Origin of the sequence: Paenibacillus plantiphilus, assembly GCF_927798095.1 — a bacterium.
Classification (GTDB): Bacteria; Bacillota; Bacilli; order Paenibacillales; family Paenibacillaceae; genus Paenibacillus_Z; species Paenibacillus_Z plantiphilus.
In genome coordinates this window covers 107803-126264 of record NZ_CAKMMF010000013.1, presented here as the reverse complement: position 1 = coordinate 126264, position 18462 = coordinate 107803, and the positions used below count along the sequence as shown (strand labels likewise).

The following is an 18462-nucleotide window of genomic DNA, read 5'->3' as shown; positions in this document are numbered from 1 at the left end:
GTAAGGCTTGCGCTGGCAGGGGAAACATACTATCATGATAAGAGAAACCAGCCATACAAGCGTGTTTCTTCTATAACAAAGCGAGAAGCTGTACATCAGAAAACGTAGCATATGCTTAGGAGGATCAATATGATTATTGAAAATACAGGCCTTAACGGTTTAACGAGCGAACTGGCTCATTTGGACGAATCCGCTGACAAACTGGGATTTGTTCGTTGGCAGTGGGAATATTACAGAGCTACCTATGATTTGAAACTGGAAGACCGCACCAATCGTGAGGAGTACTTCTTGCGTTTCAACGTCCGCGCAGTGGAAGGCAAGCTGGAATCCTCACACGCCGTGCTTCAAGTGGAATCCGTATACATAGGACGAGCTACTTTTCCACACGGTCTAGATTATGAATCGCCAGTACCGCAGCCGATTCTGAATGCTGCTACACAGCGATTGCAAGAATTGAAGAAGCTGCTGGTTTAATTCGCAGCCATTAACGGAATGAAGAACACAACGAACGGCCTGCGCGGCAGGCCGGATTTTTTATTACTCGTCCTTACTCTGCTGCTTGTCGGCTTTGGACTTGTAATGGTTTTCAGCGCAAGCTCCAATACCGCGGTCATAACTGAGAAGTTCAACTACGATGCTTTCCACTTCACCAAACGTCAAGTGATCTTTGCCATTATTGGCATTGTCATGATGCTGTTCATTATGAATATCCCCTACCCGGCATTTAAGAAGGGTTTCATTATTTATTTCATCCCTGTCATGATCTTGCTTGCTCTTGTCCCAATCATCGGCGTCGAGATAAATGGTGCACGAAGCTGGTTGCAAATTGGCGGAATTAGCATTCAACCAACGGAATTTGCCAAGCTAGGTCTCATTCTTTATTTGGGTTCGCTCATTGCCAAGAAGGGCGAGAAGTTCCGTGATTTCAAGAAGGGGCTGATGCCCGTCTTCATTATTGTCGGCATTATATGCGGACTCATTATGCTTCAGCCCGATCTTGGCTCTAGTATTGTGCTTGCTTCCTGCGCGCTTATTATTATAGTCGCTGGAGGCGCAAACTTAAAACAGCTGTTTCTCGCAGGTATTATTATCTCTACGATAGTCGCAGCATGGGCTAGCATCTCCATGATGAATAATCCTGCCAAATGGGATTACCGGATTGACCGGTTTACGGCCTTTATGGACCCACAATCGGATGAGCTGGATTCTACCTATCATATCTCCCAATCCTTGCAGGCTTTAGGTCATGGCGGTTTTACTGGTGCGGGCTTCGGCCATAGCGTTCAGAAGTTAAAGTATTTGCCATACGCCTACAGCGATTTTATATTTTCCATTATTGCCGAGGAGTTCGGCTTTATCGGCAGCGTGTTCTTCCTGCTCTTCTATTTATTGTTCTTGTGGCGAGGCCTTATTATCGCCCTGCGCTGCTCCGATATATACGGTACGATCATCGGTGTCGGGATCGTCGGGATGTTTGCGATACAGGCGATCATTAACATTGGCGGCGTTACCGGTACAATGCCAATAACCGGCGTTACCCTTCCGTTCATCAGCCATGGCGGATCTTCGCTGCTTGTCTCGCTCATCAGCATGGGCGTGCTGCTAAGCATTTCACGCGATCATAATCAGCAAGAGATCGCCCGCAAACAATAACAATAAGACGGTATGCTCTTGCAAGAGCATACCGTCTTATTAATTGTGATCGTCATTATTCGCATCTACGCACGAATGATATGACAGAGCATTTGAAGTTTACTTCAGTCGAGCTACTTCCTCAACCTCTTCTTCTTTGAAGGTAACGCCTTCTACTTTAACATTGACCTCAATAACGTGAAGTCCTGTCATGTTCTCAACTGCTTCACGAACATTCTCCTGCAGCTGTCGGCATACTTCCTGAATCGGAATGCCATACTTTACAATAATACGCAAGTCAATCGCAGCTTCGAGCTGTCCCACTTCTACCGAGACGCCCTTCTGCACGTTCTTGCCGCTAAGCTTCTTCGCCAGACCTTCCGAAATCCCGCCTGACATCGCGGCTATCCCTGGAGTCTCTAGCGCAGCCAGTCCCGCGATGGTGGCGACTACGTCATCTGAAATGCGAATAATTCCTGTCTGAAGGTCCTCTGTCATGCCACACACTCCTCTTCACCTTATGTTTCCATTGTACTGGATGAATTACTTTCAGGCAAGGCAAAAGCCGTGCAAACAGGAAGTTTACAATGTAAGAATTTTCCGATATAGTGTTATCAGATTCCAATCAAAAGCCAAAGACGAGGTGGATTGCAAGTGAAACAGAAACTATTCTTTATTACTCTGATCGTTATGTTTGCTCTAAGCGGCATCAGTCATTATGCCGGCTTTGGCGCAATCATCGAGTTCATATTCTCAGCTATCGCCATCCTGTTCGTCGCCGGTTTTCTCGGAAAAGCGACAGAAAGCGTGGCGCACTACGCCGGGCAGCGACTGGGCGGATTTCTTAATGCCACCTTTGGCAATGCCGCAGAGCTGATCATCGCGATTTTCCTCGTAAGAGAAGGCCTCTTCGATATGGTGAAGGCAAGCCTAACAGGCGCCATCATCGGAAATCTGCTTCTTGTCCTTGGCCTAAGCGTTCTGCTTGGCGGCCTCAAGTTCAAGGAACAGCGATTCAACATTCAATTGGCTGGTCATAACGCTTCGCTTATGATTCTGGCTGTAATCGGGTTGTTTATTCCTGCAATCTTTGTAACCTCCGAGCATTTTACCAAGCAGCAGGATGAGTTTCTCAGCCTGACTGTCGCCGGTATTTTGATCGTGGCTTATATTCTCTGGCTTGTCTTCTCCATGATCACACACAAGGATGTGCTCGCTGAGATGGAAGAGACCTCCGCAGACCACGGTGAAGAGCCCGCCTGGTCCAAGAGAACCTCCATTATATTCCTTGTTGTCGCAACCGCGATGACGGCTCTGGTCAGCGAATGGCTTGTCGGCACGCTGCACACCTTCACTACTGATTTCGGATTATCCGAGCTGTTTGTAGGCGCATTTGTTATTGCGATCGTAGGTAATGCTGCCGAGCACAGCGCCGCCGTCATGCTGGCGATGAAGAACAAGATCGGCGCAGCTGTCGAGATTGCTGTTGGAAGCAGCTTGCAGATCGCTCTGTTCGTAGCGCCTGTACTCATCTTCATCAGCGCGTTCTCCGGCAATACGATGGACATCCTGTTCACACCGATTGAGCTGGCCGCCATTGGCGTCTCCGTCTTCATAGCCAAGTCCATCTCCAGAGATGGCACCACGAACTGGTATGAAGGCGCCCTGCTTCTCATGGTCTATATCATACTGGGCATCGCATTTTATCTTGTCTAATAAAGCTGCGGCATAAAACAGACGTTTCCTTAGGGACGTCTGTTTTATGTATGGATTAGTTTTCAAAAAAAAAAGAGCATCCCCGCAAGTTATGTCTGCAGGATGCTCACTTTACTTATTCAGCGCTTCATACAGCTGGGCCAGATTTCGTTCCAGCTTGCTAATTATTTCTTTGCCGACCGCCTCAGACACCAGGCCAGCTCGAATCGCAAAATCGACCTCTCTGGAAAAGCCATATATTTGCGTGTCCAACACCTCTTCGTAGAGCGGACATTTTCTCGTCGTCAAATTTTCCATTTGCACTTCGATCAGCTTCTCGATTTTGAGTGCATCGTCCTGAAGGAGATTGAGTGCTTTTTGATGCAAATGGATGAGAACATCGGATGAAGACATCGTACTCCCCCTTGTGCGTATTGCTCGCCGTCTTCTATACCCTCTATATTAGACGAAAACCGAAGAATGTACAAGGTCAAAACAACAAAGCGCCCCATCGAATTATTCGATGAGACGCTTTACGACGATAGATCTTGAATTACTCCGCTACGATCTTAATATCCAGGCTGTGTTTCACGAATACTTCAGCCATTGCGGCCTTAGCTTCTTCTGCATCTGGACCATGGACATGCAATTCGTAAGATTGTCCGCCTACCAATGTAGTAAAGAGACCGAGAATACTCTTAACATCAATATATTTGTTCTCCGCTTGAAGAACGATGGACGAACGGAATTTGTTGGCTGTTTGGGAAATGTCTACGATTGCAGCATTATTGGACATGGGCGTATACCTCCAGTATTTAGATACAAGTGCTAGAAAAGCTTTCCTTCATCATAACCCGATTTCGATTCCTGTTCAAGGGGCTATTATTTCAAATTTTCCGGATTCAAGGCTTCTAATTCCGGCACAACGAAAAGTCCGTCCCTGCGAATCAGGCGATCATCGAAATAAACCTCGCCACCGCCATACTCCGGACGTTGTATAAGAACCAGATCCCAATGTACAGCAGAGCGGTTGCCGTTATCTGTTTCCTCATAAGCTTGTCCCGGGGTGAAATGCAGGCTTCCTGCTATCTTCTCATCGAATAATGTATCCTTCATCGGATGAAGAATGTACGGATTAAAGCCCAGACTGAACTCCCCTATGTAACGCGCGCCTTCGTCCGTATCCAGTATTTCATTCAGCTTGGACGTATTGCTGCCCCTTGCATCGACAATTTTGCCATCCTTGAACGTAAACGAAATATTCTCGAACGTTATGCCTGAGTATACAGACGGCGTATTATATGTAATGGTGCCTTGAACGGAATCGCGTATTGGCGCTGAGAACACTTCCCCATCTGGAATATTGCGATGGCCGGAGCACTTCTTCGCCCCGATATTCTTAATCGAGAAAGTCAGATCCGTACCTGGCGCAACGATGCGCACACGATCTGTCCGGGTCATCAATTGCAGCAGCGGGTTCATCGCCTGATCCATTTTTGCATAATCGAGATTGCACACATCAAAGTAAAAATCCTCAAACGCTTCTGTGCTGCTATTGGCGAGCTGCGCCATGGAGGCATTCGGATAGCGCAGCACAACCCATTTCGTATGCTTCACACGACGCTCAATATGTACGGGGTGACGGTACAGCGATTCATAAAGCCGCATGTTGTCGCTTGGCACATCGGCCAGCTCATTGGCATTCTCTCCGGCGCGAATACCAATATAGCCGTGCATTGCCTCCATACGCCTAAGGTCGAATGAGGCCCACAGCTCAATCTGCTCCTTCGTCGCATGCATGAGCATCGTGCGCAGAATGGAACGATCGCTCGTCTCGACAAAGGGACGGCCTCCTCGCTTGGCGACTTCCTCAATGAGACACTTGGCCAGCTCGCGCTCTGAACCAATCATATCGATTAGTATGTTCTCCCCTGGCTGTACATCAATGGAATAACCAACCAAATTAGATGCCAAAATTTCCAATCGACGATCACGCATTCCGCAACCTCCTAAATTTAAGTTTTCTTCGTGTCTTCATCCTATCATGTTTCAGTACGCCATGCACGCAGCCTTACCGCCTGCCCTCTGGCAGCGTCTGAAGCCTAATATCAGTATTTCGCGATTCCTGATAGGGCTCGCCTCCTGCTTCATAGCGAAGCTGCGTTTGCTCCTGAAGGCGAAGCGGCAGCATCTTCACACGATCTACAATTACGGTGTACGTCGATTGGACGTTCAACGTCCTCAGCATCTCGTCCAGCTTTCTTCGCGAACGGTCCACCTCCTTTCTCCATTCGCGTTCCAAGTCTGTGCTTGCGCTGGCTTTGCTGGCTGGCGCCGTCTTCCCTTTCGCATTGCCTCTGCCTGTTCCAGCCACCTTGTCAAATTCACCTCTCAACCGCTCTGACCATTGTCGACGAGCAGAAGCGCCATCCAGCTCTACACGCAGCGTTGCAGTCCGATTTCCTGATTGGGACGGCATCAGTGTGATCGTATCCGCATGAGCTTGAATATGCTCCAGCAGCTTCAGCGGATGATGGAAGGGCATTCCTTCTCCTGTACTGCCATTCAGGCCAGCGCTCATCCTGATGCGATTATGATCCTCTACAACACCTTTAAAGGTTAGCGGCTGCGGCATATTGCCATCTGCTATCGCTATTCCCGTTGCACCTGAGAATATATAATGGTCGATCCCGGACAAACCCGCAACCGATAGTGATAGAAGCTCCTCTGGCGATTTATTATCAGATGGAGCAGCACAGCCAGCCATTAGAAGAAGCGCGATTAGAATCCATTGTCTCATATATTCATTCTCCTCCCGTATATCTCAAGTGACAAAGCCGTTCTTCTGTATCCTCTGTCGCAACCTGCTTCTTTATGCGATACATTTGCGGACGCACGAAAAAACACGACTGCTGGCAGTCGTGTTCCTCTTGTCAGCGATTCGTTACACGCCGACGGAAATTCGGTTTCTTCCGTTATTCTTCGCCTCATACAGCGCCATATCCGCACGGTAGAAAAGCGATTCAACACTTATTTTCTCGTCCTCATAGGTCCACTCCGAAATACCGCAGGAGACGGTTACGGAAGGGTCTGTATCCTGCTCAACCCTGCTCCTTATCCGCTCAGCTATCCGGTATGCCTGCTCCGAACGAATCTGAGGCAAATAGACAGCCAGCTCTTCCCCGCCCCAGCGGGCAGCAATATCAGAGTCTCGGATACAACTGCGGATCACATCGCTTACAGCAATCAGAATGCGATCGCCGATCAGATGTCCGTACGTGTCATTGACTCGCTTGAAATGATCCAGATCAACCAATACCAATGAACCACATGGGTCCTTCCGCTGTTTTGATTGTATTTGCTTGTTCAAATAGTGGCGGGCATGAAGTCCAGTGAGGTTGTCTGTAATAACCATTCGGCGAACCTCCGCATGAAGGGATGCATTGGATATCGCAAGACCAATATGCGTAGACAGCATCTGCAGCAGCTTATAGTTGTCATAAGAGAAATAATTCGGACTCTGGTGCATAACCATAATGACTCCGACAACTTCCGTACTTGCCATAATGGGGGCCGCGATCAACGAACGCGAGGAGGTATCATCCATAAGCTGCGAATGGACGACACGCGTGCTCGCATAATCGGATATGATCAGCGGCTCCTTCGTTTCATAGACAATGCCGCAAAATCCGTAATCGGTGGAGAAGCCCTCCTCAACCTCTTTAGGCAAATTGCTCGACATAACATGGAAGCCTTCCGTCTCCTTGTTCAACTGGAGCACCGTACAATAATCTGCTTTAAATATAGTTAGCAGCTCATTCATCGCAAACTGAAAAATTTCATTCAAGCGCAGAGACTGATTCAGCCGCTTCGTAATCTCATTAATGATTTGCAGCTCTCCGATCAATGCATTGGACTGCTCGAACAGCTTGGCATTCTCGAATGCCGATCCCGCTGTATCGGCCAGCATAATAAATACTCTTAAATCGGATTCATCCCAAAGCTCGGTACGCATTGCGATGCTGAAGACGCCATACACCGCTTGCTTGCCGCTCATCGGTATAGCCAGCTTCACCATGCCGCTGTCATCATTATCGATAATGGGACTGCCCTCAAGAAAAGCTTTGGCATTAATATCATTGTCCGCTTGCCGGAAGAGAAGCGACTTCACACGGTCATCGCCATTAACATGGTCTTGGGACAAATAAAGATCGAAATTCGCGTATGGATACAGCCGCTCAACATCCAGCAGCAGCACATTCAAAACTTCATTGACATCATTCTGATCATGCAGACGCTTTGCCACTTGGAACATCGTTTCTCTCCGCTTGGCTTCCTTCTCGATAAGCTTCTGCTGATTGAACAAATCCTGGATGAGCATCTGCTCGAAATTTCTATATACGATACTGCGGAACAATAAGACCGCAGCCTTCATTGACAAGTTTCCACCCGATTGACGCAGGGATTCAACGACAGCAATAGCCGCAAACGCTTTCTTCTCGGAGCGCTTTGTTATAGGCAGAACGGCTGTCCTGCCATCCTGCTGCTGTTCATTCGTCCGGCAAGCCAGAGCAGCCAGACTTTGCACCTTCGCATTGTCCTCTTGACTTAATGTGCTCCTGCCTGCAGAACGGAGTATTCCCCCTTGCGCATCACAGAGGACAAGAGCATGGTCAAAAATCTCCAGCTCCTCCACTTCCTTGAGCCACTGGCGAAAGGAACTTTCGAGAACATTCTTCAAAAAATGATATTCCGTTTCATTAATATCCGCCGTATTCGCTAGCCAAATCGGTTCATGCTGGTTACCTGAACAATTGTTATCAGTCATGAAATCATTATGATGGAGCATTTGTTTTTTCACACAGCATCACCTCTTTGAATAGTACGATAGGAATTATATAATTATCATACTGTATATCCAAAAAATATGCACTACTTAAGGCTTAACAAATTAGGTCTTTAGATTCAATATGCAACAATATTTCAGATGCTATCAAATCCGCTTGACAAGTGTAACAGAATTTATATAATATTTATAGTTGAATATATGGGAACGGTTTTGTGTCACCCTCATGGAGGCTGTCGCTGACAGGACTGCGGCTGAACATTCCTGTCAAGTCTTGAACTTCAAGCGCAGACAGCACTCGGCGAAACACCCATTTTCAAACATCCCATTTGAAGAAGGAGTTTTACGACACATGTCAAGATATACAGGTCCTAAGTTTAAATTAAGCCGCCGCCTTGGAATTTCTTTGAGCGGTACTGGCAAAGAATTGAAACGCGCATTTCCACCCGGACAACATGGTCCAAGTCAACGCAAGAAAATGAGCGGCTACGGCATTCAATTGCAAGAAAAGCAAAAGCTGCGTCATATGTACGGCATGAATGAGAAGCAATTCCGCAACCTGTTCGACAAAGCTTCCAAACAAAAAGGTATTGCCGGTGAAAACTTCATGGCCCTTCTTGAGAGCCGTCTTGACAACCTGGTATACCGTCTTGGTTTCGCTAACTCCCGTGCAGGCGCTCGCCAGCTTGTATCGCACGGACATGTTACCGTTAACGGCAAGAAAGTCGATATTGCTTCCTACACGGTTTCAATCGGCGACGTAATCGGTCTTCGTGAGCGCAGCCGCGCTATGAAATCCATCAAAGAAGCTCTGGAAGGACGCAACTATCTTCCAGGCTACCTGGAATACAACGATGCAGCAGTAGAAGGCAAATTCCTTCGCCTGCCAGATCGCGCAGAGCTTCCACAAGAAATCGACGAGAAACAAATCGTTGAGTTCTACAGCCGTTAATAGATTCACACACAGTCCAAGGGCAACCTTGGGCTGTTTTTTATTTTGTCCCGCTGACGATTATGATCCAATATCATTACAAATGGTGGAACCATAGAGGAGGAGCTGTCTATGCAATTGAATCACCTGAATTTTTCATATTGGATTTATTCAAGAAAGCAAGGATTGGGTAAACGAGATCAATCAACGAATGAAGGACGATGGTTTTGATGTGGAACCTCCACAACAGTCGCACGGCTGGACGTTCTATATCCAAGCGCCTGTTGGATTTACAGTTGAGGTTCTTTGTTGATTTAAAACAGCGGCAGTCTAAGATGGAGCGCGAATGATAACTGAGCAGTTGACGAGCCTCCCACATGGGAGTACAGCAATATAAAAAGCCTCTAATGCCGCTCGGAAGAAGGGCCATTAGAGGCTGCTAAGGGTGCAATAAAACAGTGCTGACGATGCTATTGCAGGCTCAGCTTGACGAATTTGCGTTTGCCAACCTGAATGACGTCTCCATCGGCAGGTGTAATTTCCGCATTCGGGTCGTCGATCTTCTCTTCATTAATCTTCACGGCTCCTTGCTGAACGCTACGCTTCGCTTCGCTGCCGGAGGCCTGCAAGCCTAATGTCGTCAGAAGCTTCACGATGCGAATACGGCCATCCTCCAGCTCAGAGGCCGCCAGCGCAACGGTTTCAATATCGTCAGGCAGCGCGCGCTGCTGGAATACGGTTATGAAATGCTGCTCTGCGGCGACTGCCGCCTCTTCACCGTGGAACATGCGCACCAGCGTTGCCGCCAGCTGCATTTTTATATCCCGAGGATGCTTCGTTCCGTCTTCTACCCCCTGCCGGAGCGCTTGAAGCTCGTCATTGCTAATATCTGTGGCAAGCTCGTAATATTTCAACATCAGTTCATCGGGAATCGACATCGCTTTGCCGTAAATTTGATTCGGCTCCTCATCGATGCCGATGTAGTTGCCAAGGCTTTTGCTCATCTTCTGGACGCCATCGAGCCCTTCCAGCAGCGGTGTCATGATCGCGGCCTGTGTCGGCTTGCCGTATTCCTTCTGAAGCGTGCGTCCCATCAGAAGATTAAACTTCTGATCCGTTCCGCCAAGCTCAACATCGCTCTCCAAAGCAACGGAGTCATAGCCCTGCATCAACGGGTAGAAAAACTCATGAATGCTGATCGGCTGGCCGGATTGATACCGTTTCGTGAAATCATCCCGTTCCAGCATGCGCGCAACGGTCACTTTTGCAGACAATGTAACGACATCCGAGAAATTAAGCGGCGCCAGCCACTCGGAATTGTAGTAGAGCTTCGTGCGAGCCGGGTCCAGCAATTTATAAATTTGCTTCTGGTACGTCTCGGCATTGCGCTTCACATCCTCCTCTGTCAGCTGCTTGCGGGTTTCGGACTTGCCCGTCGGATCGCCGATTCTGCCAGTGAAATCACCAATAAGCAGCTGCACCTCATGGCCCATCTCCTGAAATTGACGCAGCTTGTGGAGTACAACCGTATGTCCGATATGAATATCCGGGGCCGACGGATCAAGTCCCAGCTTGATCTTAAGCGCCTTGCCTGTCGCTACTGCGTTCACAATCTTCGCTTTCAATTCATCCTCCGGCACAATTTCCACAACGCCGCGACGAATGACATTCATCTGGCGCTCTACCTCTTGCTGCTGCTCGGATGTAAGCTCTTCCCATTTAACCATTCACATTCACTCCTGTCCGGAAATAGAAAAAAATCCTTTCGCCACAAGGGACGAGAAGGATTTGCTCGCGGTACCACCCTAATTAGAGCTGCATGGCAGAACCGCCTGTATTGGCGCTCTGAAGCTGCTCTCACTTCATTATCATAACGGATTGTCTCCGGAATAGACTACTGACCAGTGCAAGGCTATGGCTGTTCATCCATTCAGCTCGAGGCGGTAATTCAATCTTCGGCTCGTACCGGTTCGCACCACCCACCGGCTCTCTGTAAACGTTCATCCGCAGATCTACTGCATGCCTGTCAACACTGTTTTACTATGCATTTATCTTGCTTCGTTATACCATAGCCCGTCATGAGAAGTCAATCCACAGCCATGTCCAGGGACACAGCACATCCCGCCATTTCGCCTAAAGTTTGGACAAAAATACAGCCGACTCCTCCTATTCAATGTCGATTTATGCTATAATATTTCTGTTAATCAGAGGAGGAGAGTATGACTTTATGGATCAAGACCACGATCTGAACAAGAATGGATATAGCCGATGGCGGACATTCGGACTCGTATCGTACATAACTGTAAAATGGATAATTATCTTCGCTATCATGTTCGGCCTATTAATAGGCGGCATCGTGACGGGCTACGTCGCCTCGAACGTTACCGACGAGCCAATCCGCACAAGAGCGGAAATTGTGTCGAAGATCAATGAAAACGCCATCACTGGCTTTGTATATTTCAACGATGGATATACACCTGTAGGTCAGCTTCGCACAGAAGAGGATCGGCGACTGATCAAGTATGACGACTTGCCCCTGCATGTCATCAATGCCGTCCTAGCAATTGAAGACAATAATTTCGAGAACCACCTTGGCGTAGATATGAACGGCCTGGGGCGCGCAGCCAAACAGAAGCTGTTCAACGAGGATACGCAAACAGGAGGAAGCACGCTGACACAGCAGCTTGCCCGGCGGGTGTTCCTCAGCTTGGACAAGACCGACAGCAGGAAAGTGAGAGAAATTTTTCTTTCCCTCCGGCTAGAGCGGTTTCTGACGAAGAAGGAAATATTGACCGCTTATTTAAACAAGGTTCCTTTCGGAACCGGTGCTAACGGCTACAATCTGTTCGGGATTAAAGCAGCGGCAAAAGGAATCTTCAATATTACCGATCTGAACAAGCTTAATATTGCACAAGCTGCCTATCTGGCCGGCTTGCCGCAGCGTCCCTCCGCTTATACGGCGTTTACAAGCAAAGGGAAATTTAATGAAAAAGGATTCAAGCTGGCCATAGACCGGCAGAAGCTTGTTCTTACACGTATGCTTGAAACCGGACGCATCAGCAAAGGGCAATATGATGAAGCTGCAGCGTTCGACATCAGCAGCTCCCTTGCCAAGCCATCGGAGAAGGCCTATTCCACTTTTCCTTATCTGATGCTGGAGGCGGAACGTCAGGCTGCAGAGATTTTATTGATGCAGAAGGATCCGTCACTGAAGCTCGCTGATGTGAGGAAAAAGGAAAATGCGCCTCTCGTTGAGGAAGCGCGTGAGCACCTGCTGCGCGGCGGCTATCATATTTATACAACGATTGATAAGCGCATTTACAACATGATGAAGAAGATCGCATCCGATGAGAACAACTTTACTCCGACAAGTGAAGAAAAAGGTATCGAACAGATTGCCGCCATCATGTTAGATCATAAGACCGGCGCTATCCTCAGTATGATGGAGGGGCGTGATTTCTATGAAGAACAGATGAATCACGCAACACAGATGACACGCCAGCCAGGCTCTACAATGAAGACAATTGCCGCCTATTTGCCCGCTATAGAGAGCGGACTTATTCAACCAGGCAGCATCATTGACGATGCGCCGATGGTGTTCAAGGATGGTCAGAAGGGTTTCCATATTCCGATGAACTCCAATAAGAAGTTCTACGGTCTCGTTACAGCAAGAGAAGCGTTGAACCGCTCGCTGAATCTTCCCGCTCTTAAAGTGTTCAACCAGAAGGTGACCATTCCAGAGGCATGGAAGTTCACCCGGAAGCTCGGGATTACAACTTTGCAGCCTGAGGATGACGGGGCTCAGACTGGTGTAATCGGCGGCCTAAGCCTCGGGGTTACCGTCGAAGAGCTGACGAATGCTTATGGCTCCATAGCTAATAATGGCATCCTCCATGATGCTTATATGATCAGCAAAATAACGGATGGCGAAGGCAATATTGTATACGAGCATAAGAGTAAGCCGCTTCGCGTCTTCTCGGAGCAAACTGCTTTTCTAATGACAGATATGCTTCGTACGGTTATATCTGATGGAAGCGGTACTGCTCATGCAATCACTTCGCAATTCAAGAAATACGGCGAAATTCCGATTGTGGGCAAGACGGGCTCCACTCAAAGCTACGGGGATGTCTGGTTTATGGGCTATTCGCCTGATATTACCCTTGGTGTATGGTCCGGATACGAGAAGCAGGCTCACACCCTCTCCAAGGATGGACGGACGAGAGCGCGATCGATCTGGACAATGATAATGAATGAAGTATCTGCGGAACGGCCAGAATTGTTCCCAACCAAGAAGTTCGAAATGCCGTCAGGCATTGTCAAAGCGACTGTCTCCAGTGTCAGCGGCAATCTGCCAAGCAGCCTGACAAGACAGATGGGCATGAGTGTTACAGACTGGTTCAACAAGAAGTTCCTGCCGAAGAAAAGGGATGATTCGCTCGTCAAAGTCGCTTATATCACATATAACGGGATCAACTATTTGCCGCATGATACGACCCCGTCAGATATGCTGAAGGAACAAGTCGTTATTAAGCGCGAGAAGCCGCTGGATGAATTAATGGAGGAGATCGCCAAAGCCCAATCCAAGCTGCCCGGCTCCAGCAGACGTTCCATGAGCGCCTATCTGCCTGCCGATGCAGGCAAAGACGCACCGTCCAAGACTGATCCGCGTACCGATGATGGGGCCGATCCATCCGCTCCTTCAAACGTTCGGATCGAGACGATCTCAGCTAATAAATCGTATCGCATAACCTTCTCCCCATCGAAGCAGAAGGATGTTGTTGGCTATCGCTTATACAGATCGATTAATCAATCTAAATACGCTGTCATCGGTTCTCCTGTTCTAGCAGGCGAGGACACGAAGTTTACAGTCCATCTCGGCGCGCCTGGCGAATACAGCTATTATATCAAGGCTGTAGACGTTGGCGGTCATGAATCTGCTCCGAGTGCGGTTGTAACTGTTGGCAGCAACGGTGCTGCAGGCTCATCGGGTACCGGCGGCACACCGCCGCCTGAGTCAAATGTAACAAGACCAAACCAACAGGGCAGCAACGGTTCAGAAGTAATACCTGACCCGAATGAGGTTGCCATCACGATCGCTTCCGCTCCATGGGACCTCAAGACTGAACCTAGCGGATCCGGAATCAAGCTGTCATGGGCCGCTAATGCAGCATCTGAACAGGTGACTGCCTACAATATCTACTATCGTTCCAATGAGAATAGCGAGTTTGCCCTCATTGGAACGTCCTCCAAATCAGAATATGAATCACCGCAGACATCAGGATCATTCCGTGTAACTGCTATCAATGAGGCTGGGGAATCCCCCTCCTCGGTAACCGTTCAGGTTAATTAATAACAAGGGGCTGACTGTCCCCAAAAGGTTAAGCCCTAGTGAGCAACCCCATAAAACGCACAGAAGAACCTTCAACACCACTACATAAGTGGAGCTGAAGGTTCTTTTGCAACCTCCTATTATGTACTAAGCGGGAGATGGGATTTCCATATATGCTTTTGGGCAGCCCAATTCCCTTTTGTTATTCCCGTAATCGCAAGAGCCGTCCATTCGTTCGCAGCCTGAGTGCTGTGAACGAATAGACGGCTCCTGCCAATCTCGTGATATTAATCCTCTATTGTTGAGAGATCGCCTGTCGGCAAATTCAATTCCCATGCCTTCAGGACGCGGCGCATGATCTTACCGCTGCGCGTCTTGGGAAGCTTGTCTCTGAATTCAATTTCTCTAGGCGCCGCATGTGCGGACAAACCTTCTTTGACGAATTTGGCAATATCCGCCTTGAGCTCTTCGGAAGGTGTGAAGCCCTCTCTCAGTGCTATAAAGGCTTTAATAATTTCACCGCGCACAGGGTCCGGCTTGCCGATTACGCCGGCCTCAGCGATAGCCGGGTGCTCAACAAGCTTGCTCTCGACCTCGAACGGCCCTACCCGCTCGCCTGCTGTATTGATCACATCATCGATTCTTCCTTGGAACCAGAAATATCCATCCTCATCCGTGTAGGCAGAATCGCCGGAAATGTACCAGCCTGGAATACGCAAATATTCATCAAACTTGGAGGGGTTATTCCATACTTTGCGCATCATCGATGGCCAAGGTGTCTTAATCGCCAGATTGCCCATTCGGTAAGGCGGCAGTATATTCCCGTTATCATCAATAATAGCTGCTTGTATGCCTGGCAGCGGACGTCCCATTGAACCGGGCTTAATCTCCATGCAAGGATAGTTGCAAATGAGTTGAGCGCCCGTCTCCGTCATCCACCACGTATCATGAATACGCTGCTTATAGGCTTTGAGCCCCCATCTGACCACTTCCGGATTAAGCGGCTCGCCTACGCTCAGAACATGTCTCAGGCTTGTAAGATCAAAGCCATTCACAATCTCATCGCTCGCACCCATAAGCATGCGGAATGCCGTTGGTGCACTGTACCACACCGTAACGCGATATTTCTCAATTGTCGCATACCAGTCCTGCGGACTGAACCGTCCCCCGCGAATGACGTTCGTCGCGCCATTCAGCCACGGAGCGAAGATGCCATACGATGTGCCGGTCACCCAGCCAGGATCAGCGGTACACCAATAAACATCATCCGGCTGAAGATCAAGAACGACAGCTCCGGTATAGTAATGCTGGATCATCGCATTCTGAACATGATAGATCCCTTTAGGCTTGCCCGTCGATCCTGAAGTATAATGGATAATTAATCCGTCTTCACGGCCTAACCATTCGATATTCGCTTCTGCGGAGGCAGCGGCCATCTCGGCCTTGTAATCTACGATCTGCTCATTCGTTTCTACCTCGTCGCCGAACACGATAATATGCTTGAGCAGCGGCAATTCATCCTTAGGTATGCGCGAGAGCAGCGAAGGCGTTGTAACGATCGCTACTGCTTCGCTATCCTGCAGCCGATCCCTTACCGCAGTTTCCATGAACGCTTCGAAGAGCGGGCCAACGACAGCACCTACCTTTAACGTGCCAAGCAGGCTGAAGTAAAGCTCTGGCGTTCGCGGCATGAAAATAAATACCCGCTCGCCCTTGGCTATCCCGAGCTTGCGAAGCACATTGGCAAATCGATTCGACTGCTCCGACATTTGCTGAAAGGTGTAGGATTCATCGCGATTCTTATCACTATAGTAGAGTGCAATTTTACCGCCCCGTCCCTGTTCCACATGACGGTCAATTGCCTCGTAGCCCATGTTGACTTTACCGGTTTCATGCCAAGAGAAACGCTGTTCCAATTGTTCAAAATTAAAGTTGCTCGCGGTTTCCTCATAATTGGTCATATTGGAGCCGGATGTCGAAACCGAGATCCGTTCTTGATGCAGATCAGCCATTAATCATCATCCTCCTACCCATTGTAAAGCTATTTCTATAACATATCAGAATACGCTTTCATATTACATCATCGGACGCTGCCATTCAACCATTGACTTCCCTTCTCGCTCATATTTTGTTATAAGTAGGTTAAGCACCCCGAAAGGAGACAAGGGCCGTGGAACATCGCAAAAGGATGCATGCGGAGCGTCTGCCCTACAAGGATCGGGAACTCATCATCGAAGGGCCGATTCCTGCGGAGGTCGTATCGCGATTAACGCTTCACCATGATTTGGACGCTTTCCGCCGTCCGGCAGAACAACATAAGGCGCTAATCGAAATCTCAGAGCTGGAAGAAGGACGCATCATTGCTGCCAGGGATGGAGAGATAATCGTTGGCTATGTAACCTTTCATTATCCCGATGAGCTTGAGCGCTGGTCAGAAGGCGGTATGGAGGATCTCATCGAGCTTGGGGCCGTTGAGGTTGCCGATGAATATCGGTCGCTCGGGCTAAGCAAACGAATGATTCAGACCGCTTTTGCAGCTGAGCAATTGGAGAACGCAATTGTTTATACGACGGAATATTATTGGCATTGGGATTTGGAAGGGACCGGGCTTAATGTGTGGGAATATCGCACCATGATGGAAAATTTAATGAAGACGGTCGGGATGGTCTGGTTCGCAACCGACGATGAAGAAATATGCGCGCATCCCGCCAATTGTCTGATGGTTCGTATTGGCAAAGAGGTTCCGCTCTCTTCTGTAGAACAATTCGACAGAGTACGCTTCAGACAACGATTTATGTATTGATTCAGACGAGGAAGGACGATGACGAGCGATGTCGGCTAATGCCGTATTTATACTTCATCCGGGCTCTGCCCGTTACAAGTTCAGTGATGAGCATCCCTTCAATCCCAAACGGTTATCGTTAGCGATTGATTTGCTGGAGGCTCTAGGGGCATTGCATGAGACGCAGCCTATAGCACCCAGCCTGGCAAATGAGCATATGCTAGCGCTTATCCATAGACATGATTACATCGAAGCTGTGCGCCAGTTAAGCGAAGAAACGCCTGACCCCCTATGGATCAGACAAGCCCAGCGCTATGGGCTATCTACGGAGGATACCCCCTATTTTGCCGGCATGCATGAAGCGGCTTCTGCTATAGTCGGCGGCTCATCGCTCGCAGCCGATATGGTGATGTCTGGACAAGCCCGGCATGCTTATCATATGGCCGGCGGTCTTCATCATGCTTTCCCGGATCATGCCTCAGGCTTCTGTATTTACAACGATGCGGCCATTGCCATCGCTCACATTCGGAAGCAGTATGGTGCGCGCGTCCTGTATATCGATACAGATGTCCATCATGGCGATGGTGTTCAATGGGCATTCTATAACGACCCCGATGTTTGCACATATTCCATCCATGAAACGGGCAAGTATCTGTTTCCGGGAACTGGATTCGTTCATGAGCGAGGGAATGAGCTTGGCTTCGGCGCGAGCTTCAATGTCCCGCTTGAGCCATATACCGAGGATGATTCCTGGCTGGAGAGCTTCACGACCTCTATCGAGAAAGTAGCTGCCGCCTTCAAGCCCGATGTCATCGTGAGTCAGCATGGCTGTGATGCTCATGCCTATGATCCCTTATCGAACATCCAGTGCAGCATGCGAATCTACCAAGCCATGCCCGCCATCATACATCGTCTCGCCCATACCTATACCGATGGACGCTGGGTAGCGGTCGGTGGCGGCGGCTATGACATCTGGCGTGTCGTGCCACGCGCTTGGGCGCTTGTATGGCTGGAGATGACGGATCATCCCCTTGCCGCCAAGCTCGGACATAGCGGGGCGAATGAGCCGCTTCCCGCAGCATGGCTGGAACGCTGGAGATCTCATAGTTCGGAGCCGCTTCCTGCGAATTGGCTGGACGATCCATCAGTCTGGCTGCCCATGCCAAGGCGAGCTATAATCGAAGAACGCAATCGGCAAACAACGGCGCTCTCGATACAAGAATTATAACGTTAAGCAAACATCAATA

Annotated in this window: 15 protein-coding genes, 1 pseudogene and 1 other annotated feature; of the genes and pseudogenes, 8 read left to right on the top strand and 8 right to left on the bottom strand. The window is 48.9% G+C overall.

What is annotated here, in order from left to right:
• Positions 1-129 precede the first annotated feature (129 nt).
• Both L6H65_RS13215 and ftsW read left to right on the top strand, forming a co-directional pair.
• Entirely contained in the window at positions 130-474 is a 345-nt protein-coding gene (locus L6H65_RS13215; protein WP_236343008.1) for a YugN family protein, read from the top strand.
• A gap of 18 nt (positions 475-492) precedes the next feature.
• Positions 493-1653: a putative lipid II flippase FtsW gene (gene ftsW, locus L6H65_RS13210; protein ID WP_236343007.1), complete on the top strand. Its 1161-nt coding sequence runs from the start codon at positions 493-495 to the stop codon at positions 1651-1653.
• Positions 1654-1752: 99 nt separating this feature from the next.
• On the opposite strand, the gene L6H65_RS13205 is transcribed toward ftsW, so the two are convergent.
• Positions 1753-2130, bottom strand: a complete 378-nt coding sequence (locus L6H65_RS13205) for an Asp23/Gls24 family envelope stress response protein (protein ID WP_236343006.1) — start codon at positions 2128-2130, stop codon at positions 1753-1755.
• Positions 2131-2286: 156 nt separating this feature from the next.
• Here L6H65_RS13205 and cax point away from each other — a divergent pair, with 156 nt between their 5' ends.
• On the top strand, positions 2287-3348 hold the full coding sequence (cax, locus tag L6H65_RS13200) for a calcium/proton exchanger (protein ID WP_236343005.1): 1062 nt from the start codon (positions 2287-2289) through the stop codon (positions 3346-3348).
• Positions 3349-3459: 111 nt separating this feature from the next.
• Here the strand turns inward: cax and L6H65_RS13195 are convergent, their stop codons facing one another.
• The 5 genes from L6H65_RS13195 to L6H65_RS13175 form a co-directional block, all read right to left on the bottom strand.
• Positions 3460-3741, bottom strand: coding sequence for an Fpa/YlaN family protein (locus L6H65_RS13195; RefSeq protein ID WP_236343004.1), 282 nt, complete (start codon positions 3739-3741; stop codon positions 3460-3462).
• Between the two features lie 139 nt (positions 3742-3880).
• Positions 3881-4123, bottom strand: a complete 243-nt coding sequence (locus L6H65_RS13190) for an HPr family phosphocarrier protein (RefSeq protein ID WP_236343003.1) — start codon at positions 4121-4123, stop codon at positions 3881-3883.
• A gap of 86 nt (positions 4124-4209) precedes the next feature.
• Complete coding sequence (locus L6H65_RS13185; RefSeq protein ID WP_236343002.1) at positions 4210-5325, bottom strand: aminopeptidase; 1116 nt, start codon at positions 5323-5325, stop codon at positions 4210-4212.
• A gap of 73 nt (positions 5326-5398) precedes the next feature.
• Positions 5399-6127: a hypothetical protein gene (locus tag L6H65_RS13180; RefSeq protein ID WP_236343001.1), complete on the bottom strand. Its 729-nt coding sequence runs from the start codon at positions 6125-6127 to the stop codon at positions 5399-5401.
• A 144-nt stretch (positions 6128-6271) separates the two neighbouring features.
• Positions 6272-8188 (bottom strand): sensor domain-containing diguanylate cyclase, encoded by a 1917-nt coding sequence (locus L6H65_RS13175; RefSeq protein ID WP_236343000.1) that lies wholly within the window; start codon positions 8186-8188, stop codon positions 6272-6274.
• 337 nt (positions 8189-8525) lie between these two features.
• On the opposite strand from L6H65_RS13175, the gene rpsD reads away from it, so the two are divergent.
• Both rpsD and L6H65_RS13165 read left to right on the top strand, forming a co-directional pair.
• Positions 8526-9125, top strand: coding sequence for a 30S ribosomal protein S4 (gene rpsD, locus L6H65_RS13170; protein WP_236342999.1), 600 nt, complete (start codon positions 8526-8528; stop codon positions 9123-9125).
• A gap of 133 nt (positions 9126-9258) precedes the next feature.
• Positions 9259-9417 (top strand): annotated as a pseudogene (locus L6H65_RS13165) (VOC family protein); the annotation flags it as partial.
• 157 nt (positions 9418-9574) lie between these two features.
• Here the strand turns inward: L6H65_RS13165 and tyrS are convergent.
• A complete protein-coding gene (tyrS, locus tag L6H65_RS13160) occupies positions 9575-10831 on the bottom strand; it encodes a tyrosine--tRNA ligase (protein WP_236342998.1) in 1257 nt (418 codons plus the stop codon).
• Positions 10832-10874: 43 nt separating this feature from the next.
• Positions 10875-11143, bottom strand: a binding site (T-box leader).
• 188 nt (positions 11144-11331) lie between these two features.
• Here tyrS and L6H65_RS13155 point away from each other — a divergent pair.
• A complete protein-coding gene (locus L6H65_RS13155; RefSeq protein WP_236342997.1) occupies positions 11332-14454 on the top strand; it encodes a transglycosylase domain-containing protein in 3123 nt (1040 codons plus the stop codon).
• 266 nt (positions 14455-14720) lie between these two features.
• Here L6H65_RS13155 and acsA read toward each other — a convergent pair whose 3' ends face one another.
• Complete coding sequence (acsA, locus tag L6H65_RS13150) at positions 14721-16445, bottom strand: acetate--CoA ligase (protein ID WP_236342996.1); 1725 nt, start codon at positions 16443-16445, stop codon at positions 14721-14723.
• A gap of 158 nt (positions 16446-16603) precedes the next feature.
• Here acsA and L6H65_RS13145 point away from each other — a divergent pair, with 158 nt between their 5' ends.
• Positions 16604-17236, top strand: a complete 633-nt coding sequence (locus L6H65_RS13145; RefSeq protein WP_290370418.1) for a GNAT family N-acetyltransferase — start codon at positions 16604-16606, stop codon at positions 17234-17236.
• 28 nt (positions 17237-17264) lie between these two features.
• Positions 17265-18443, top strand: a complete 1179-nt coding sequence (locus tag L6H65_RS13140; protein ID WP_236342995.1) for an acetoin utilization protein AcuC — start codon at positions 17265-17267, stop codon at positions 18441-18443.
• Positions 18444-18462: the final 19 nt, after the last annotated feature.